Below are 21,715 nucleotides of genomic sequence, written 5' to 3' on the forward strand. Positions count from 1 at the left end.
AACTTGGTATAATAGAAAAAGATTACACACGGCTTTAGGCTTAAAATCTATTGAAGAATTTGAAACAGAAATGAACAATCAAAAATTAGCAGCATAATCTCTCTTCTTTTTGTCCAGTTTTTTGTTGCAAGTCCAGTTAAAAAATTATGGTGTAATGCTCGTGTAGAAAAATCAAAATTCTATGAAAGATTTAACTTAAAAACTACAGACCAAAGCTTTACAAAAGATGGAATTGAATATGTTATTATGGAAAACACTTTCGTTAAGAATATGGTAAATTAATTAGCTACTCTATTGTATATAGACACTAAAACTGTTATAAAGTAATACCTTTAAATCACTTTTTACTATAAGGCATCTCCGTAATAACAGGACGTTTCCCAAAATTAAAACTTAACATACCATCGCCGTTGCCTTTCCAATTCATATGGCAACTAATACACCCTTGCTCATTAAAACTTGCAGAATCTACAGGGCCATAAGGCGGTGTTTTTTGCCAAAACCAACGTACAGCTCCTTCTTCATCTTTAGCTTTATACATAATGGTAAGTTCTACTAAATCGCTAGTTTGGGGCTTTTGCCTAGGCATGGTTCTAAAATTTTCTTTTAAAACAATACTACCAACAGGCAATTCTGTAATAGTAGTGGTATTATTTAAATACGCATTTAAAGCAATATCGTTTGTATAAATTTTTATCATTTTACCATGCGGATTTTCACCTGGTGTAGCCTTGCTAAACACATTCCATTTATCGTCTGGCCAAGTTTTCCAATTCTTATAAGGATTAACCCGCATCACATATTTTAAAACATCTGGACCATTTGGTTCTGGTAATTTAGCCACTGGATTTTTAGCTCTCCCCATTACCCAACTAAAATTGGAATATTTAGTTGGGTTAGACGATCGTGCAAACGCATGGCAACCAATACAACTACTTGCCGTTTGGTTAAACGTTTCCATACTACTATTGGCTAAATTCTGCAATTTAGGGCTACCTACTCTAGTTTTATCTGTTGGCCATTGTACACCAATAAGTTGATAGTGCCTCCAAACAGATTTTTCTTTACTTAATATCTCTTGATATCTTGTATTTGCTTTTTGTACCCAATCCGGAATTGGATTTTGTCGTGTTACCTGCATCATAATCTGCTCTGGGCAATCGCACTGTCTGCTATTATCTTCACAATACGGTATGGCTTTAGATTGGTCGTAAAACGATGGTGTAATCCCTGCCTTTTTAGTCGCTTCGGTTTCTACATTATCGTTCTGCTCAAACGTCATCCACACAAAATTAGGATTAGAAGGTGTTTTGTATACAATATGCAATCCTACTAAACCCACAAGTGCTTCAGAACACGATTTTATATTCTGTTTTGCAAGTTCTGGAATGCAATCAGCTCGTTTTATATGTGTACTATCTGGAACATAAATAACTGCTTTAGAGGTATAATAGCGACTAATGTCATCCTTTTTAGGATCTAAAATTCTCCAAGATGCTTTAAGCTCCATACTTCCAACAGGAAAATCTATTGTACTACCCGCCTGTTTTAACGCATTATAAAACTGATTTTTTAATACATAATTAAACATCGGTTTATTCATATACACCTCATAATGTACCAAATTTGAATTTTTATCGATAAGTACACCGCCAACAGCTTGGTCGGTTTCATCTACTAACGGGCTTACCTTAGAAGTCGCCCGCAACACCTTACTATTTTCTATGTTACCACCACAAATGGTCTCGTTACCTTGAGTTGGTTTCCCCCAAGCAGTAGGTGTTTTAGCCTCTGGTAAAAAAATATCGTAAGCTTCTTTATAATTTTCCCATTGCGTTCCTGTACCTTTTTTAGTTGGTGTATTAATACTTAAAAAGGTTTGCCAAGCAAAACCAGCAGCTTCACTAGGTGAGGCTCCAAAAGGTAAATCCTGCGGAAGCCCATTATTATTAACTATAACTATAGCTTTTTGCTTTAAAACAAGAGGCTTATTTTCGTTACAACTAACAATTAACAAACTCACTAAAAATAGATGTATAATAGGTTTCATTATAATAGTTTTTAAGTCATTACAATATACTGTATACAATACTCTCAATTACACGTAATTATACTCGTTTTTTTAATTGCAGATACTTCAACAATTCTCCTATATTTGCAGCTATTATAACTTAATTTATGTCGTTTACACTCTTATCCTCTCCATTACAAGGCTTTACCGATTTTCGTTTTCGTAACGCATTTCATAACTATTTTGGAGGTATAGATACATTTTATTCTCCTTATATAAGATTAAACGGAAAATTAGTAGTAAAAAACGCATACGAACGCGACATTCTTCCAGAAAACAATATAACTCTAGAGGTTATTCCACAAATAATAACCAATGATGTTGAGGAGTTTTTATTTGTAGCAAAGTATGTACAACAATTTGGTTATAAAGAGCTAAACTGGAACTTAGGTTGCCCCTACCCAATGGTTACAAAACGTGGTATGGGATCTGGTTTAATTGCCGATCCTGAAAAAATTGACCATATTTTAAAACGCGCACACACAGAAACAGATATTATTGTTTCTATGAAAATGCGCATGGGGTACGAAAACAGTAACGAGATTTTAGATGCGTTTCCTGTTCTAGATAAATACCCGTTAAAAAACGTTGCCATTCATGCTCGTATAGGAAAGCAATTATACAAAGGCGGAGTCGACCTAGAAGCTTTCCAGCGTTGTATAGACAGTACCAAACATAAGCTCTATTACAATGGCGATATAACGTCTGTTACACAATTTAAAACCATACAAGAACGCTTTCCATCTATAGACCATTTCATGATTGGTCGCGGTTTAATTGCCGATCCGTTTTTACCAAGTATGATTAAAAAAAACACGTTAGAATATCCTAAAAATAGAGTCGAAATTTTTTCAAACTTTCACGATGAAATCTATGCGCAATACGATGCCGCTTTATCTGGCCCAACACCTATAAAAATGAAAATGTTAGGGTTTTGGGAATACTTTTCAAAATCGTTTAGTAATCCTCAAAAAACTTATAAAAAGATAAAAAAAGCTACAAACCCACATAAATATAAACAGGCCGTTTCCGAAATTTTAAAAGGAGGGTTTTAGTTGGCTCTTGGCAAATTATAGAATACTTTTAACCATACAGAATATATTTTACATTTACTGTATACTCCTATTTTGTAATGTCATTTCTATAAACCAACAAAATACTAATCAATTCCCACTAAACACTATACTCTTTTTAAATTTAAAACACAATTTGCCATTAATTCGAGTAATTTTAAAGTACAAAAAATTGTATCGATAATTATACTTGTATAGAACTTAGTGCTCTCAATACAAATATTACGCTTGCGCAATCGTAAAATCCAATCTAACTAACAAATTTCGCCAAAATACACAACAGGTTATTTGTAAACCACCATTTACTTAATACTATTAATCCACTATCTTTGCCATAACATTAGCCAACTTACATTGAAAGACCTTTTACTAATAACACCTCCGTTTACACAGTTAAACACACCTTACCCAGCAACTGCTTACTTAAAAGGATTTTTAAATACTAAAGGTATTACTGCTTTTCAAATGGATTTAGGAATAGAAGTTATTCTAGAACTGTTTAGTAAAAAAACATTCGAAACATTATTTGAGTTAGCCATAGAAAATGAGACTATTACCTCTGCAAACTGCCAACGTATTTATACATTAAAAGAAGATTATTTACAACCTCTTGATGCTGTTATTTTATTTTTACAAGGAAAAAACCAAACGTTAGCAAGACAAATTTGCACAGATAATTTTTTACCTAAAGCCTCGCGTTTCGATCAATTAGATGATATGAGCTGGGCCTTTGGCGAAATGGGAATGCAAGACAAAGCCAAACACTTTGCTACTTTATACCTTGAAGATTTATCCGATTTTATTATAGAGTGTATTGATCCTAATTTTGGCTTTAGCCGCTATGCCGAACGCTTAGGGCAAAGTGCCAATGCTTTTGATGAATTGTACAATAGTTTACAACAAACGCCTACTTTTATAGATGAGATAACATTATCTATACTCGAAGAGCGTATACAAACCGTACGCCCCAAACTCGTTTGCCTTTCGGTACCATTTCCTGGTAATTTATACTCTGCATTTAGGTGTGCTCAGTACATAAAAACTAATTACCCTAATATTGTAGTCTCTATGGGCGGTGGTTTTCCTAATACCGAATTACGTTCTGTTACAGATACGCGTGTATTTAACTTTTTTGATTATATAACGTTAGATGATGGCGAGCTTCCTATAGAGCTGCTTTATAATGCAATAAGCAATCCTAAAAAAAACGAAACACCTACCTACAAACGCACTTTTTTAATAGAAAACGGTGTTGTTACCTATAAAAATAATACCACAAGACCCGATTATAAACAACACGCTGTTGGTACACCTGATTATTCCGATTTATTGTTAGACGATTATATTTCGGTTATAGAAATTGCCAACCCAATGCATAGTCTTTGGAGCGATGGCCGTTGGAATAAATTAACGATGGCACACGGTTGTTATTGGGGGAAATGTACGTTTTGTGACATTTCTTTAGATTATATAAAAATCTACGAGCCAGTTGCTGCCAAACTATTAGTTGACCGCATGGAAACACTAATACAGCAAACAGGAGAAACGGGTTTTCATTTTGTAGATGAAGCTGCCCCACCGGCTTTAATGAAAGCTTTAGCTTTAGAGATTTTAAAGCGTAAGCTTATGGTTACTTGGTGGACAAACATACGGTTTGAAAAAAACTTTACCCGAGATTTATGTTTACTTTTAAAAGCATCGGGTTGTATTGCCGTTTCTGGTGGTTTAGAAGTCGCTTCAGATAGATTATTGAAACTTATAGACAAAGGTGTTACCGTAAAACAAGTAGCACAAGTTACTCGTAATTTTACTGAAGCCAATATTATGGTACATTCTTATTTAATGTACGGCTACCCTACACAAACCGTACAGGAAACTGTAGATAGTTTAGAAATGGTGCGCCAGTTATTTGAAATTGGTATTTTACAATCTGGTTTCTGGCATCAGTTTGCTTTAACAACGCATAGTCCTGTTGGTTTAAATCCTTCCGATTATGGTATTACACCACACTATAAAAACATTTCATTTGCTAATAACGATGTAGATTTTACAGACAGTACTGGTATTGACCATAACAAATTTAGTTTCGGGTTAAAGAAATCACTATTCAATTTCATGCATGGTATTGGTTTTGAATTACCTTTAGAGGACTGGTTCGATTTTAATATTCCGCAAACCACCATTCACCCTAATTTTATATACGATTGCTTAGATACTGAAATCGACTTTAAAACCAAACCCACCGCTAAAATTGTTTGGCTTGGTCATTTTCCTTTAGTTACAGAATATTCTAAAACTAAAAAAGGAAAGACAACTAGTTTTCTAGAAATGACTTTTCATGATAAATCTGAAACCTTTCAAATTACTACAGAAAAAAACAAAGGCGATTGGTTTTTAGATACCTTAGCGTTATTAACGCCTACCAACGAAAAACCAATATCCTTTTCGCTATTAAAAAAAGATTTTGAAACGCATTTTGATGATTTTGAACTCTTCTGGTTTTCTAAACCTATACTTACGTTAAGAGATTATGGTTTGTTAGTGTTATAATTTATATGTAACAAAAAGCGCTTTATTTGTACTCATTAATTGTAATATCTTGTTAGAAGAACAACAAAGCATGACAGAAGACCAAAAAAAACTATGGCATAATATCTTAAATTTTGAAATTGATGATATTAATTCTTCATTAACCTTTTCAGATAGGCTAGCTAGAGAAAATAATTGGTCTTTAGAGTATAGTTTAAGAGCTATATTAGAATATAAAAAGTTTATTTTTTTAATTACCATTTCCAAAACGGCACAAACACCTTCCGATCAAGTAGATCAAGTTTGGCATTTACATTTACTTTATACCCAATCGTATTGGATTGATTTATGTAAAAATACAATACAAAAAGAAATACATCATGGCCCTACTAAAGGAACCGAACAAAAAGCACATTTTAAAGATTTATATCTAGACACTTTAGCTTTATATAAAACTGTGTTTGGGCATTCTCCACCTGATGATATATGGCCAGATGCCGAAACTAGATTTAAAAACATTCACTTTACAAGAATTAACAGACATAAATTTTGGGTGTTCCCTAAATTAACTTTTAAATGCAAATGAAAATATTATCTCAAATCTCTCCAGCGCAAACTAAACTAATTATAGACAATAATAGTGTTGCATTAAAAAACTTAATGAAACTTACTTTTATGGATTTAGTTTTAAAGAAAGTTCTAAAAATAAAAGAAGTTGAACAAAAAGCACATTCTAGAGATAAGCATACAAGAGCCTATACTTACATTATTCCTGGCAAAAATTTTAATAGCTATAAACCTAAAGTATTTGAGTCTGTTTTTTTAAGCCCATTTTATAAAAGCCCAGAAATACAAATTCAATTTAAAACATATATAAAATTAATTTATGACAACTCTAAAGGGCGTTGGAATTATAAAAAAACGGTAAAGAATACGTCTGAAATAAAACCTTATTTTAAATCTACATTTTTTATCAACTTATTTAAACAAATAAAATTAACTCCTGAAGGACATAAACTAAACACAGCATTAAAAGATTATTTATATAAAATAGATTCAGAGATCATTAACTTATTAGAGAACAATAAGAAAAAAGCATTAGAGTTATTAGAAAACATTGGAGGTAATATCTTCTTACTAAAAAATTTAGACTTCGAAATGCTTAAAAAACTCGATAAAGAATTATCAAACCAACAAAAGCATTATAGTTCTGACGCATACGATTATAATGATAATGACGATGGTTTTTGGTTGTTTTTTGGAGCTTTCGATGATAACTATATGTACGACTCTTACTTTAATGACTTTGATAGCACAATCGATTCTTACGATTCTGATTCCTCAGGATGCGCTTCTTTTGATAGCGGATGTAGTAGTTGTAGCGGATGCGGAGGCTGTGGCGGATGTAGTTAACTTAAGTTTTTTTACTAATTCTCTCCTTAGATAATACAAAAACGACTTCAATTGAAGTCGTTTTTGTATTATTGTAACACGTATTTATAAAAAAATAGTGACAGTAACAGATAACAATATTATAGACGTTCCCGAATCGGATTATTTATATACTAAAACTTCGCAATTACCTAATGCAGGTAAGGGTTTATTTACGGCTATTACTATTTATAAAAATGAGATTATTTCTTTATTTAAAGGCGAGATACTCTCTAACGCAGAAGCTAAATATCGTGCAGATAAAAAAGAAGACCAATATTTTATTAATTTATTAGATGGTAGCATTATGGACTCTAAACATGTTCATTGTTTTGCAAAATATGCTAATGATGCTAAAGGAGGCTCTAACGCTAACTTTAAGAACAATTCCAAGATTACCTTAGACGATAATAATAATGTTTGTATAATAGCTACTCGTAAAATACAGGCAGAAGAAGAAATATTTTGTAGCTATGGAAAACGGTATTGGAAAAAGCATAAATAAAATACACCTTACCTACTGCAAAATTCTAGATTCCTAAAAAATATACAGTCTATATAGACCGATAGTATAGCCACAAAAACTATAATTAGCCTCTACATTTTTATTTTAAACAGTTTATAACAAAAGGTAAAAACTACAATTTATTATAATTTTATAGAATAGATAAACCCCAACATCTATAATACAGAAAGTATTAATTATGCCTTTAAAACAACATAGTTAACCCAATAAAAGTACACCAATACACTTCATAAAAAATCATTTTTTTTTACAAAATAAAAAAAAGCGGGTAACAGAATCCAAAATAGAGTAACACCTACATAGACAGTCATTAAAAAAATCGATTTCTAGATCTAGAATCATCCCTTAAATTAAAATCGCGTAAGCTGAAAAGCGTAAGAGTAAGCAATAATTAAAAAACAAAAAATCATGTCAATTAAAAACAAAATAGCATTTTGCTTTATGTTAAGTCTATTCGCTTTAGTAGGATGTAAACAAGCAGATGACTTTGTAGAAGAAAGTACAAAAAACCCATCGACGTTTAGTAAAGGACAAGTTGGGACCTCATTATGTGGAAAAACCATTTTAAAATTTGCAGATTTAGGTCATATTCAAAATGTGCATACAAACTTATATAACCAATATCAAGCCTCTGGAGAAGATGAGCAAACATTAATAGATTTTGAACAAGCCGAAGGCCTATACTCTTTAAGACAAAAAGAACAAGATATGGATGATGGGGTTATTCCTAACGATCCATCTTTTGATGCTTTCGATTACACATCTGATGATGTATTCGCAGCCATGTTAAATGAGGATGGTATGGTAATTATTGGAGGTTATTTATACGTTTTTAGCGATGGCTGTGTAGCACACCGTATACCGTTTAAAGGTAAAGGTTGTTTTGCTTTCGATGTGTTATTACATTTTAACGACTTGGTAAAAAGCGGAAATGCTACTAATAATGGTAGTATGGATTTTTACAGAAACGAAGCTGGTGTAGAAGATATAGATATCTGCGGAGACCCAAGATACGATTTTGAAAGTATTAGCGAAGCTGGAGGTAAATTTGATAATGACAACCCACGTACAGAAAAAAGCGGTGCAGATTGCGGGTTTGTAGCCAATATAGCTCATGATATTCTTGCTCACGACCCTATTAACCAAACTATAGAAATTAGATTCGATGCATCTTCAATTGCTCCAGCAGGAAGTAATCCGTTATACAGCATGCTAATAGATAATTTAAGTGATTATGATAGTATTGATATTACAAATGCGTCTATCCCAACACTTATTGGTATAGATTGGACAACGGCAACAGGTGGTGCAGATGGGTTTGCTTATCCTGGTGAGTGGGTTCAAATTTTAGTAGATTATAGTTCTGCTACTACGGCTCCAATACTTAACGCTAGATTATTAGGTTCTGTAGCACCTTTAAGTGGTAATAGCTGTTCAGACACAGATTCTGTAAGTATAGATTTAGCTTGCCCTATCTCTATGTCTATGCAAAGTATTAATGCTACAAACGGCGAATGGGTTTATACTATTGAAGGTTTAGAAGGTTTATCTGGTTACGAAATTGTTTGGAATTTTGGAGACTCTACAACAACTACTGTTAATGGTTCTAATAGTGTAACTCATGCTTATGGTGTACCATGTGGTACTAACACTTATACCATTACTGCTACGATTCAAAAAATTGAAGGTTTATGTAAAACAGTCGTATTATCTCCAAATCCAGTTACAGTATTCGATGTTTGTAAAAGACGCACATTAAGTGCTAAGTATAAGGTTAATTACTCTGGTAAAAAGGTACGATTAAAGATGAAAATAAAAAAGCAAGCTAGCATCTTTGGAGGAAAAACAAAATTTAAAAACGTAATGCGCTACAGAAAAACAGGAACTAAAACAATTTCTTCTTCTGGTACTGTATATCTACAAACAGGAAATACTTGTACACCAACTAATGTCGCATCTGTTTTACCAAGTGTAAACCAAAGTGGAAAAAAGCGTTTAAAACAAAAAGTAAAAGATGGTAATATTTATTATGCAGATTTAAATGCACCATACCAAGTACAATTCTCTCATAGTAATGGGTTTAATTATGTATTAACTTATAGTGAAACTTGCTCAGAATAACACACATTATTAAACAAGATCATGTTGTGTATTTTATGATTGAGTTTGGCCTACAGAAGACAGCTTTCTGTAGGCTTTTTTCTATTAATGCATTTATTAAAATAAAACTACTAGTTTTGGGCTATCTTTGCATTAAATTATACACTTATGTCATTTAAAGATTTAAAACTGAACAAACCCATTTTAAGAGCTATTGCAGAGAAAGGTTATGACTCTCCTACTTTGGTTCAAGAGAAAACAATTCCCTTAGTTTTAAATAAAAAAGACATTATTGTTTCTGCACAAACAGGAACAGGAAAAACAGCAGCTTTTGCGCTTCCAATTCTACAACTGTTGTTTGATAGGCAAGATACACCTAAAAAAAGTAAAAAGATAAGAGCTTTAATAGTAAGCCCTACACGAGAATTAGCAATTCAAATTGAAGCTAATTTTAAAGCTTATAGTACGCATACAAAATTAGTTACTGCTGTTCTTTTTGGAGGCGCATCTATAGAACCTCAAAAAGAAATTTTAAAAAATGGTGTCGATATTTTAATTGCAACACCAGGTAGATTGTTAGATTTACATAAACAAGATTTTATAAATTTAGATTATATTGAAACATTAGTTTTAGATGAAGCCGATTTAATGCTAGATATGGGCTTTATAGACGATGTTAAAAAAATTGAACGCTTATGCCCTTCTACCAAACAAACATTACTATTTTCGGCTACAATACCTTATAAAGTAGAGCAATTAGCAACTACTATATTAAAAGCACCTCAACGTGTAGAAGTCGCTCAAAACTCATCCACATCAAAAAACGTAAACCAAGCATTATACTATGTTCCTAAACCTCAAAAAATAGAGTTGTGTTTACATTTACTCCGTGAGACTATAAATGGGAAAATCATTATTTTTAGACGTACTAAATATGGAGTTGACAAACTTGAAAAATCGTTATTAAAAAACGGCTATAAAGCAGGTAGTATTCATGGAGATAAAAGCCAAACCGATAGGCAACTGGCGCTTAACAATTTTAAAAAGAACGAAACTAATATTCTAGTTGCTACAGATGTTGCTGCTCGTGGTATAGATATAGATAGTCTAGATGCTGTTGTTAATTTCGATTTACCTAGCGCTCCAGAAACCTATGTACATAGAATTGGTAGAACAGCTAGAGCTGGAAATACAGGTGCGGCATATTCGCTATGCTCTGCAGACGAAAAAGAATATGTTTCTAGAATTCAAAAATTAATTCATTTACAACTAGATGTAGTAAACGATCATCCTTTTCCTTTAGCCCCTAATGCAAAAAAAGAAGTGCATACTTCTAATAAAAAGGGAAGTAAATACAGAAAAGGACGTAAAAGTGAAGCTTCTAAAAAGAAGAAAAAACGCTGGTACAAATAGCACCTACGCTATATTTCTACTTAACCTTTTCATTACATAGAAAAATAATTACTATAGCCGTTGTGTATTTTGATGAAATTCTGTCAATTCGAGTGAATTTTACGATTGAAATGAGTAAAATTTGTATCGAGAATAAGAATTTTAGATTAATACCCTGTTCTCGATACAATTTTTCGTACCTCAAAATTACTCGAACTGACATTTGGCTACTATTTTGATCCAAAATGCACAACGGGTTAACTACTGATTTAAAACCTTTTACATCAGTCAATCTGTCGTATTTCATATTTTCTTAATTATTAATTAAAAAAATCGGGTAACAGATTATTTTTTTCATAAACACTCTAATAGATGGAGGAACCCAAAAATCCATATTTATAATAGAGTCGGGAATTAATTAAAAACATTAAAAACTTATGAAAACAAGTAAACTTTTTTCAACCCTCGCAATTGTAGCTTTTACAGTATTTCAAGCTAACGCTCAATTAAATGACAATGGTACTAACGTAGGTATTGGTACGGCGGCTCCCGCAAATGGTTTAGGTACTACAGCAACCAATGTAAGGTTACATGTAGATGGTGCAACAGAGAGCGGTATTAAAGGTGCTAATATAGCACAACAATTTAAAGCTGGTTCTATATATAGCTCAACAAATTCTGAAACTACAGGTTATTTAGGTTATAACTCTAACTGGGCTGCTGGTAGTAGTTCGTTTGGTGTTATTGGTACATCTACAGTTAGTACAGCTAGAGCGTATTCTACCACAGCCAATGTTCTTGGTGGTCGATTTATTGCAGATTTAGGTGCTACATCTGGTTCAAATAAATTTCAAATAGGTGGTGTTTATGGGCATTTAAAAGGAGCCTGGAATGGTGCTTCTGCTAATGGTGGTTTTGCAGCTGGTGTAGTTGGTGTTGATGAAATTAACGGAGCTGGTACTTTTGGTGGTTACTTTAAAGGTAGAGGTTATTTTAGCGATAAAGTTGGTATTGGTACAGAAAACCCTACTAGCGAGCTACATGTACATAATGGTACTATTAGATTAACAGGAACTAGTTTTGCTGGTGGACCAATGATTTTGTTTGGTGAAAACGGACAAACTACAGATAACGGACAATGGGGTATTGAGTATATTCCTGCTGCCAATGGTACGCCTGGTTTAAATTTTTGGAGACCATGGCCTAACTCCAACTTTGGAAACCACTTTTTATTCTTATCAGACACAGGAAAAGTAGCCGTAGGAACAGACAATACACCAACATCTATAGGAGGTACTAACATTAGTGCTTATAGATTTTTTGTAAAAGGTGGTATGCTTGCCGAAGAGGTTAGAGTAAGAACAGGATGGGCAGATTATGTTTTTGCAGACGATTATAACTTAAAACCGTTAGCAGAAGTAGAAGCATTTATTAAAGAAAATAAACACTTACCAAATGTACCTTCTGCAAATACAGTAGAATCACAAGGTATAGAATTAGGTGATATGTCTAGAATTCAGCAAGAAAAAATTGAAGAATTAACATTATATATTATTGACCAACAAAAGCAAATTGATGAGTTAAAGAGTTTAGTTTATGAATTAAAGGATAAAGAATAATAAAAAATTAAACTTATGAAACTTAAAAAAAGATATATAACCCTGGGCATGCTCTTTTTACTGTCCCTCACGATATATGCTCAGGAAAATGCTGAGCATAAAAAAATATTCATTGAACTCAATGAAGAAGGAGAATCTTTCAGTAATATAATGGAAGTTCTAAAATCTAAATTTGATGTATCTGATAATAATAGTCTTTTAAATACAAAAACCTTCAATGATTCATATGGTTTTAAACACAAAGAATATCAGCAATACTATTCTAATATCAAAGTAGAACATTCTGTCTTAAAAATGCATCTTAAAAATGAAGCAATGGTATCAGTTACTGGTGAATTTGTTTCTAATCTGTCCTTAGATACAAAGCCACAAATAAGTGAGCCTGATGCATTTAAAAAGGCACTTGGCTATGTAAATGCCGAGACATATATATGGGATGATTCCGAAATGTACCAATGGTACTTATCTGAAAATAATAGTCAAGTTGGAGAATTAGTAATTTGTAAAAACTTTCTTTCAGAAAATGAAATAAATCAATATGAATTAGCTTACAAATTTGATATTTATAGTTTAGTGCCTTTAAGCAGAGCTCATATTTATGCAAGTGCTACTACTGGAGAAATTATACATACAAATAGCATTATAAAACATGCTAACAAACACAAAGCAAACATTCCTAAAAAACCAACTCCTTTTGTAACAGGAACAGCTAGTACACGCTACAGTGGTTCTAGATCAATAGAAACAACATTAGCTTCAGGAAGTTATATTTTAAAAGACGCAACTAGAGGAAATGGAATAGAAACCTATGATTTAAACAACGGAACCTCGTATGGTAGTGCTATTAATTTTAGTGATAACAATAATAATTGGACAACTTCAGAATGGCATAATTCTCAAAAAGATGATGCTGCATTAGATGCTCATTGGGGTGCAGAAATGACATACGATTATTTCTTGAATGAACATTCTAGAAATAGTTTTGATAATAGTGGAGCAATTATAAAAAGTTATATACACTATAGTAGTAACTATGTTAATGCATTTTGGAATGGTTCTGTAATGACATACGGAGACGGTAATGCCTCTATAGACCCATTAACATCAATTGACATTGCAGCTCATGAGATTGGCCATGCTGTATGTACTCATACTGCTAACTTAACTTATTCTTACGAATCGGGTGCTCTTAACGAAAGTTATTCTGATATATGGGGAGCTTGTGTAGAATTTTTTGCAGACCCAACAAAAAGTACTTGGGAATTAGGAGAGGATATTAATTTTGTAATACGTTCATTATCTAATCCAAATGCCCATAATCAACCAGACACTTATTTAGGAACATACTGGTACACAGGAAGCGGAGACCATGGTGGTGTGCATACTAACAGCGGTGTAAATAATTTTTGGTTTTATTTGCTTTCTCAAGGAGGTTCTGGAACTAATGATAATTCAGATTTTTATAGTGTAACTGGAATAGGTATTACTAAAGCTGCAAAAATTGCATATAGAACCGAAAGTGTTTACCTAAGTGCCAGCAGTAACTATAATGATGCTAAAAACTTCTCTATACAAGCCGCTGCAGATTTATATGGTGTTGGCTCTATGGAATGGAATAGTGTAAAAGCTGCATGGTGTGCTGTAGGTGTTGGTGTTTGCTGCCCATCAGATTTAACTATAACAGCCAATGTTAGTAGTGCTTCTACAGATAATCAAGAAGCAGTAAACTCTATAACAGCATCTAACACAATAGCATCTGGAGCTAATGCAGTCTATCATGCTGGAAATGAAGTATTACTAACCTCAGATTTTGATGCCTTAAACGGTTCTCAATTTAGAGCGCATATAGAAGGATGTACTGGAAACTTTGTGTTAAAACAAGGAGCAAGTGAAGAAGAAACCGAAACTAAAGAAGAGCTTGTTTTAAATGATGATACCATAAATAGTTTAAAGGTCTACCCTAACCCTACAAAAGGTATTATAAACATTAAATTAAAAAGTAGTCTTTTAGATAATGCTACAATTAATGTTTATAGTTTTAATGGTGCGCAGGTGTATACCAACACTATTCAAAGAAAAAATGTGTCCAATCATGAGTTAGATTTATCTAAATTTCAAGCAGGAATTTATATCATAAAAGTAACCGATAGCAAAGGAACTACACATATAAATAAAGTTATTAAGGAATAAATAACTGGTATTTTAACCCAAAAAGGAGGCTGTAATTAGCCTCCTTTTTCTATATATTAATAGTTATTACTAAACTTTTAGACGTTTATTAAAATAATATTTAAGTAAAGGAATTTGAATAGCCAACATTGCTCCAAATAAAACAACAGAATACAATAATGTTTTTGGTATAGTAATCCCATTAAAAAATTGAGATATCGAGTTATTATATAACAAACTAAAGTCTATAGTACTATACCAAGACATCGTTTCATTATTAATAGTATTCTCATTAAGAGAGAGTCCTAAAACGGAGATAACTATTATAGCTATTATACCCCACACCCATTTAGATATTAATGGTTTATAGCGCGTCACTTGAGATGAAGATAATTCCTCAACTTGAGACATTATATGTAATGTAAAATCTAAAGATGGTGATTTTAAATCGACCGCTTTCATCATTTTATCCACTAATGCATCAATCGCTTTATTTTCCTGTTCTTTCATAATGCTCTATTATTTCTGGTTCTAAATGCGCTCTTAATACAGACGCAAGTTTTTTTCGACTCCTGTATAATTTTATCTTAACATTATTAGGCTTTAAGTTAACAATCTTAGCGATCTCATCTAAAGACTGTTCTTCAAAATAATACAAGGTTAATAAAAAACTATCATTACTCGGTAACATATTTATACACTTCTGTATAGCCTCTTTACGTTCTTTTATTTCTAAAGTAGCTAATGCGCTATCTAATGTTTTTACTTCATGCTCTGTAAACTCATTAATTGCAACCGTATTTTGTGTTCTTTTTAATTTTTTTAATCGATCTAAACAAGTATTGTAAGTAACCTTATATATCCATGTTGAAAACTTAGAATCTCCTTTAAATTTGGAAAGCGACTTATATACTTTTATAAATGTATCTTGAGAGACCTCTTCTGCTTCTTCCCTATTTTTAATCATTCTTAAAGCTAACGTATATATTAAATCTTTATAACGCTCTACCAGAATGCTAAAAGCACTGGTATCGCCTTCTAATACTTTAGTTATATAATATTGATCGTTTTTGATGGTCATTTGTGCTTTTGACGACACTTTTACAGTTTCGGTTACATATGAGTTAAAAAAATATTTTGAAAAAGTTGTAACCATAATTAAAAAGCCATCGTCTTAAGCTAAGAACACATTAAAAATAATCAATTAAAAACAAACAATTATGGAAGTAGTAGTATTAACAGTAATCTTTGGGACGATCTTTGGAATCGCTTATTTATATTTTTCTACAAGAAACAAAGAACGCATGGCACTTATTGAAAAAGGAGCAGATGCCAGCATTTTTATAAAAGGGAAAGCACATGCAGCTCCAATATGGAAGGTTCTTATTTTAAACCTATCTTTATTATTAATGGGTATTGGTATTGGTATTTTTATTGCTTCTATTTTACATTACAATTTAGGTGTAGAGGAAGAAGTTGCTTTCCCTGGAACCATTTTCTTAATGGCAGGTGTTGGGTTATTTACTGGCTTTACATTAACAAAAAAATTAGACTAATCAACTAATTATTTTCTTAACACCTCTATAAACACTAAGTTTTAAAAGCAGTAATACACTAAGTATTACTGCTTTTTTATTAAATTATAATTTTACAAGTATAATATATATATTTAATCACTCTTATTATTAAAACAACTAAAGAGACTATTTTATATAACTTATACGTTATACTCTATAAAATGCTTCAAATAAATAAAAGGCTTATGTTAAAAAATATAATAACTTGTTTAATAGTTCTATCTACACTATTTGGTACTGCACAAACAAGTATTCTTGATTCTGAAACAAAAACACCAGTGTCCTATGCTACAATTTCATTTGGAAACGGTAATGGTATTTTTGCAGATGATGATGGTAAATTTCTATTCACTAAAAAATTATATAGTGATATAGATACCTTATTTATTTCCTCGTTAGGATATAAAGACTTGAAAGTAGCAACCACAAACTTAGCTAAAACTATTTTTTTAGAACCAGAAGCAGACAAACTTCAGGAGATTATTGTAAAAGCAAAGCCAAAAGGAAAATTTAAGATTGAAAAAATTAAACCAACAACACATGAAGATTATTATAAATGTTGGCTCCCAACTATAGAATCTGAAATTGCTGTATTTTTTCCTAATGAGGATAAAAAAACAAAACGGATAACAAGAGTTTATCTTCCCATAAAAGTAGAAGCCAAAACATGGCATAAAAGAAAACAAGCTAAATCTAAAAAGAAACCTTTTTCAACATTATTTAGAGTTAATTTTTACGAAAACAATAATGGTAAACCTGGAGAAGTATTAACCTACGATAAAGTTGTCTTTATTGCAACCGAAGCAAACGAGAAAATTTATGATCTAGATGTTAGCAAATACGATATTTTTATCCCTAAATCTGGCGCATTTATATCATTACAAGTTTTAGGTTATACAGATAAGAAAGGAAAACTTATTCCAAATAAAAAATATCAAGAAATAAAAACTAAAAGGGGGATTGTAAAAGTATCTACAACGTTTAGACCCCTATTACCTTTTACAGATAAAATCCCTGCTAAACGCACCTATGTAAAACGTATATTTTTAAATGGCAATAAATGGGTTTTATATGATAAGAAAAACATAAAAAAATCCAACTTACTACTCTCTGGGTTAAACAACTACGGAATAGGTATAAAAATGGAGGTTTATAAAAAAGAAGACTAATGACATTAGATGTTGTTTTAAAAAAACTTCACAATTTAGCACAACCAGAAAAAGTAGTATTCTCAACAAAAGTTTATAGTTAATAACACTCTTGGAATTCACCATAATAATCTTAAAAGTTAAAAATAGATAAATAGAAGTACAGAGTTTGAAAAATGTACAGTTTTTGCAACTACCACTGCTTACTATATAACTATTAAATAATAATTATTTAAAGACTTTTCGCCTATTTATTAAAGCCCAATATTATCAAATCTAAATAGTCCGGAAATAAAAATATATCATAAACAAATAGTAGAAACAAAATATTAACTCTTATAATTATATTTAGTGTTTTTAAGTTATCTTGCTTTATGTGTTCTAGTTATTACATATCTTATATCATAAACTTTCGCTGCAAAATCAGATACAATTTTAATTGTTCCTCCGTTTGCTTCCCAAGTACCTAATGTATAAGCATTAAAAGAACTTAAATAAAAATGCTCAACATTAACGCCTTTAGATGTTATAAAGTCTCTAGTAAATATTTCCCCAATGCTTCCCCCAATATCAATTGCAACTGTCACCTTAGTTGTCTTGTTATTAGTTGGAATAACTTTAAACTCTATAACTAGATTTATACCATCTCCACTCCTTCCCGTTATTGTAGAGTTAGTAGAATTATAAAATGCTGTTACATCAACTGGTTTTTGAGGGTCTAACGTTATACCTGCATTATTTGGTAAAGTTGTCTTAATATAGGGAGTTAAAACAAATGGAGAGCTGGAGGTGTATTGTGTATCAGAATATTGTGCCCAACCCGTGTAATCATTTCCACTATATGTAGCACTAAGTTTACCCCAACTACCATTATTGTTAGTAATAAAAAGCATCTTCATCTGTATCATAAACCAACAAACCTATTGCTGGTGTTGTTATTGCTGTTCTTTGAGCAGTTGTCATTCTTGGAGTTAATAATCCTTGAGTGGTAGAAGAAATGTCTAATACTGAAGATGTATCTGGAGATGTAGTCCCAATACCAACTTGCGAAAAAGAAGTTACGCAAATTAAAAGGCATAAGAATGCCATAATAGAAGAAATTCTATTTTTCATAATGATAGATTAAGTTAGTTAGGGGAGCTATATATAAAACTACAAAAAAAATATTATAACAAAACAAATTATCTATAAAAAAGGAGATTCATTGAAAATTAATAAGTTATTATTGTCTAAGAATTACTGTAAGAATTTCTTTTAAATAAAAACACATGACTTGTTTGTGAGTTAAAAATTTTACACTATTTTTAATATATGACCGAAGTTGAAATTGAAAATGAAAATGCAGCTATTGCTAAAGCCTACAAAAAACTTTTAAAAGTAAGCTATACAACGCTATCCGATGAAGATAAAAAGTTAATTCGTAAAGCTTTCGATGTCGCTGTAGATGCACACAAAGAACAACGTAGAAAAAGTGGAGAAGCCTACATCTTCCACCCTATTGCTGTGGCTACTATTGTCGCTTCAGAAATAGGTTTAGATGCCACCTCTATTGCTGCGGCATTATTACATGATGTTGTAGAAGACAACGAAGATTATTCCATAAAAGATATAGAACGTCTTTTTGGAGAAACTGTAGCTAGAATTGTAGATGGATTAACAAAAATATCCTCTTTAAAAAAAGATACCGATGTTTCTTTACAAGCCGAGAATTTTCGTAAAATGTTACTAACATTAAACGATGATGTTCGTGTTATAATTATTAAAATCGCAGATCGTCTCCATAATATGCAAACTATGGACTCCATGCGTGCAGATAAACAGGTAAAAATTGCTAGCGAAACCCTATACATATATGCACCTTTAGCACACAGAATTGGGCTCTATAACATAAAAACAGAACTAGAAGATTTAAGTTTAAAATATACAGAGCCAGAAATATATAACGACATATTAAACAAAATGCAAGAAAGTAAGCAAGAGCAAGATGCTTACATTCGAGAATTTAATAATGTTATAAAAACCTCATTAGACAAAGAAAATTTAACCTATGAAATTAAAGGGCGCCCAAAGTCTATATTTTCAATAAAACGAAAAATGGCAAAACAAGGAGTATCTTTTGATGAGGTATACGATAAATTTGCCGTTAGAATAATCTATAAAACAGATACCGAAAACGAAAAGTTTTTAGCTTGGAAAATTTATTCTGTAGTTACAGACCACTTTAGGCCTAACCCAATTCGCCTACGTGATTGGATTTCGTCTCCAAAATCTACAGGTTACGAAGCCTTACATATTACTGTAATGGGACCTAAAGGACGTTGGGTAGAAGTACAAATTCGTAGTGAGCGAATGAATGAAATTGCCGAAAAAGGTTACGCAGCACACTACAAATATAAAAACGATGATAAAGAAGATAATTTAGATGTTTGGATTAATCGCTTACAAGAAGCCCTAGAAAACCCAGAAACAAACGCTGTAGATTTTGTAGAACAATTTAAACTAAACCTTTACTCTAAAGAAATATTTGTTTTCACACCTAAAGGAGATTTAAAATCGTTACCAAAAGGCGCCACACCTTTAGACTTTGCTTTTAGCATACATACACAAGTAGGTATGAAAACCAGAGGCGCCAAAGTAAACGGTAAATTGGTTCCATTAAGTCATGAACTTAAAAGCGGAGATCAAGTAGATATTTTAACTTCAGAAAACGCAAAACCAAACCCAAACTGGTTAGAATATGCAACAACCTCTAGAGCTAGAAGTAAAATAAAATCGTTACTTAGAGAAGAAAAGAAAGAAATAGCAGAAGATGGTAAAGAAATTTTACGCCGTAAACTAAAACAGTTAAAAATAACACTTAACGAGAAATCTGTTAATGAAATGGTTAACCATTTCAAATTAAAAACAAGTCTCGATTTATTTTATCGTGTAGGTATTGGCACTATTAGTAATCCAATGCTAAAAGAGTACGCAGCATCTAGAAGTAATGCCCTTGTAAGTTTTATTAAAAATAAAATTAATCGTAAAAATAGTATTTCTAAAGAAGATTTAGACAAAGACGAAATTACAAACAAATACGATTTACTTGTTTTTGGTAAAGAAGAAGAAAAACTAGACTATAAATTAGCAACCTGTTGTAACCCAATACCAGGCGATGCCGTTTTTGGTTTTTTAACCATAAATGAAGGTATAAAAGTGCACAAAAAAAATTGCCCAAATGCACTAAGTATGCAATCTAATTATGCATACCGCATTATGCAAGCCAAATGGATAGATTCTTCGCAACAAGAATTTGCCGCACAAATAGCACTTTCTGGAATAGATAATTTAGGTCTAGTTAATGATATTACACAAGTCATTTCATCTAACATGCATGTTAACATGAATAGTATTAGTTTTCAAAGTGATGATGGTATATTCTCTGGAAAAATAAACGTTATTGTAAAAAACAGAGCCCTATTAAAAAAACTTATGGAAAACCTTCGAAAAATAAACGGAATAGACAAAGTAACCCGCGCGTAACCCCCGTTGTTAATAACCTGATGATAATACAGTTCTGAAACTAATAAATAAATAGAGCATACCTAAAAAAAATATGTAAATTTGCCACGATTATGAGTGCAGATATAGAAACAAAAAACCAAGAAATTGTAAAAAACGTATTTACTGCTTTTTTAGAGGAAAATAGCCATAGAAAAACACCAGAACGTTACGCAATTCTACAAGAAATTTACAATAACGAAGAACATTTCGATATAGAGTCTTTATACTTAAATATGAAGAACAAAAAATATCGCGTTAGTAGAGCTACATTATACAATACCATAGAGTTACTCTTAGATTGTGGTTTGGTTAGAAAACACCAATTTGGTCAAAACCAAGCACACTACGAGAAATCTTACTTTAATAAACAACACGATCATATTATTCTTGGAGACACAGGCGAAGTTATAGAATTTTGCGACCCAAGAATACAGTCTATAAAGAAAACAATAGAAGAGGTTTTTGATATTGAAATCACAAAACACTCGCTCTACTTTTACGGAAACCGAAAAACAACAACAAAAAACAACTAACTAC

18 protein-coding genes are annotated in these 21,715 nt (G+C 31.8%); 13 read left to right on the top strand and 5 right to left on the bottom strand.

Features of this window, described 5'->3' with window-relative positions; all coding sequences use genetic code 11:
• Positions 1-337 precede the first annotated feature (337 nt).
• Positions 338-2,050: a cytochrome P460 family protein gene (locus ACVC08_RS02150; RefSeq protein WP_452600827.1), complete on the bottom strand. Its 1,713-nt coding sequence runs from the start codon at positions 2,048-2,050 to the stop codon at positions 338-340.
• Positions 2,051-2,178: 128 nt separating this feature from the next.
• Between ACVC08_RS02150 and ACVC08_RS02155 the strand changes: the two genes are divergently transcribed.
• The 9 genes from ACVC08_RS02155 to ACVC08_RS02195 all read left to right on the top strand — a co-directional run bounded on the left by ACVC08_RS02155 (position 2,179) and on the right by ACVC08_RS02195 (position 14,931).
• Positions 2,179-3,126, top strand: coding sequence for a tRNA dihydrouridine synthase (locus ACVC08_RS02155; RefSeq protein ID WP_452600828.1), 948 nt, complete (start codon positions 2,179-2,181; stop codon positions 3,124-3,126).
• Positions 3,127-3,498: 372 nt separating this feature from the next.
• Positions 3,499-5,694 (top strand): B12-binding domain-containing radical SAM protein, encoded by a 2,196-nt coding sequence (locus tag ACVC08_RS02160; RefSeq protein WP_452600829.1) that lies wholly within the window; start codon positions 3,499-3,501, stop codon positions 5,692-5,694.
• A gap of 70 nt (positions 5,695-5,764) precedes the next feature.
• Positions 5,765-6,259, top strand: a complete 495-nt coding sequence (locus tag ACVC08_RS02165) for a glycine-rich domain-containing protein (protein WP_452600830.1) — start codon at positions 5,765-5,767, stop codon at positions 6,257-6,259.
• Entirely contained in the window at positions 6,256-7,086 is an 831-nt protein-coding gene (locus ACVC08_RS02170; protein WP_452600831.1) for a hypothetical protein, read from the top strand. Before ACVC08_RS02165 ends, ACVC08_RS02170 begins: the two co-directional genes overlap by 4 nt.
• Before the next feature lie 97 nt (positions 7,087-7,183).
• Positions 7,184-7,609 (top strand): SET domain-containing protein-lysine N-methyltransferase, encoded by a 426-nt coding sequence (locus tag ACVC08_RS02175; RefSeq protein WP_452600832.1) that lies wholly within the window; start codon positions 7,184-7,186, stop codon positions 7,607-7,609.
• Between the two features lie 429 nt (positions 7,610-8,038).
• A complete protein-coding gene (locus ACVC08_RS02180) occupies positions 8,039-9,751 on the top strand; it encodes a hypothetical protein (protein WP_452600833.1) in 1,713 nt (570 codons plus the stop codon).
• A gap of 147 nt (positions 9,752-9,898) precedes the next feature.
• Positions 9,899-11,143 carry a DEAD/DEAH box helicase gene (locus ACVC08_RS02185; RefSeq protein ID WP_452600834.1) on the top strand — a complete coding sequence of 415 codons (1,245 nt, stop codon included), beginning with the start codon at positions 9,899-9,901 and terminating at the stop codon, positions 11,141-11,143.
• 416 nt (positions 11,144-11,559) lie between these two features.
• On the top strand, positions 11,560-12,741 hold the full coding sequence (locus tag ACVC08_RS02190) for a hypothetical protein (protein ID WP_452600835.1): 1,182 nt from the start codon (positions 11,560-11,562) through the stop codon (positions 12,739-12,741).
• A 15-nt stretch (positions 12,742-12,756) separates the two neighbouring features.
• Entirely contained in the window at positions 12,757-14,931 is a 2,175-nt protein-coding gene (locus ACVC08_RS02195) for a M4 family metallopeptidase (RefSeq protein ID WP_452600836.1), read from the top strand.
• Between the two features lie 69 nt (positions 14,932-15,000).
• Here the strand turns inward: ACVC08_RS02195 and ACVC08_RS02200 are convergent, their stop codons facing one another.
• Positions 15,001-15,420: a hypothetical protein gene (locus ACVC08_RS02200; protein WP_452600837.1), complete on the bottom strand. Its 420-nt coding sequence runs from the start codon at positions 15,418-15,420 to the stop codon at positions 15,001-15,003.
• On the bottom strand, positions 15,401-15,991 hold the full coding sequence (locus tag ACVC08_RS02205) for an RNA polymerase sigma factor (RefSeq protein ID WP_452600873.1): 591 nt from the start codon (positions 15,989-15,991) through the stop codon (positions 15,401-15,403). Before ACVC08_RS02205 ends, ACVC08_RS02200 begins: the two co-directional genes overlap by 20 nt.
• A 139-nt stretch (positions 15,992-16,130) precedes the next feature.
• Between ACVC08_RS02205 and ACVC08_RS02210 the strand changes: the two genes are divergently transcribed.
• Positions 16,131-16,466 (top strand): DUF6249 domain-containing protein, encoded by a 336-nt coding sequence (locus ACVC08_RS02210; protein ID WP_452598855.1) that lies wholly within the window; start codon positions 16,131-16,133, stop codon positions 16,464-16,466.
• 206 nt (positions 16,467-16,672) lie between these two features.
• The gene (locus ACVC08_RS02215; RefSeq protein ID WP_452600838.1) at positions 16,673-17,656 is read left to right on the top strand and encodes a hypothetical protein; all 984 of its coding nucleotides are present in this window, start codon (positions 16,673-16,675) and stop codon (positions 17,654-17,656) included.
• Between the two features lie 341 nt (positions 17,657-17,997).
• Here the strand turns inward: ACVC08_RS02215 and ACVC08_RS02220 are convergent, their stop codons facing one another.
• Both ACVC08_RS02220 and ACVC08_RS02225 read right to left on the bottom strand, forming a co-directional pair.
• Positions 17,998-18,528, bottom strand: coding sequence for a hypothetical protein (locus tag ACVC08_RS02220; RefSeq protein WP_452600839.1), 531 nt, complete (start codon positions 18,526-18,528; stop codon positions 17,998-18,000).
• The gene (locus ACVC08_RS02225) at positions 18,512-18,748 is read right to left on the bottom strand and encodes a hypothetical protein (RefSeq protein ID WP_452600840.1); all 237 of its coding nucleotides are present in this window, start codon (positions 18,746-18,748) and stop codon (positions 18,512-18,514) included. Before ACVC08_RS02225 ends, ACVC08_RS02220 begins: the two co-directional genes overlap by 17 nt.
• 198 nt (positions 18,749-18,946) lie before the next feature.
• Here ACVC08_RS02225 and ACVC08_RS02230 point away from each other — a divergent pair, with 198 nt between their 5' ends.
• Complete coding sequence (locus tag ACVC08_RS02230; protein WP_452596775.1) at positions 18,947-21,157, top strand: RelA/SpoT family protein; 2,211 nt, start codon at positions 18,947-18,949, stop codon at positions 21,155-21,157.
• A 92-nt stretch (positions 21,158-21,249) separates the two neighbouring features.
• Positions 21,250-21,711 carry a Fur family transcriptional regulator gene (locus ACVC08_RS02235; RefSeq protein ID WP_452596776.1) on the top strand — a complete coding sequence of 154 codons (462 nt, stop codon included), beginning with the start codon at positions 21,250-21,252 and terminating at the stop codon, positions 21,709-21,711.
• Positions 21,712-21,715: the final 4 nt, after the last annotated feature.

The organism is Pontimicrobium sp. MEBiC06410 (assembly GCF_053601615.1).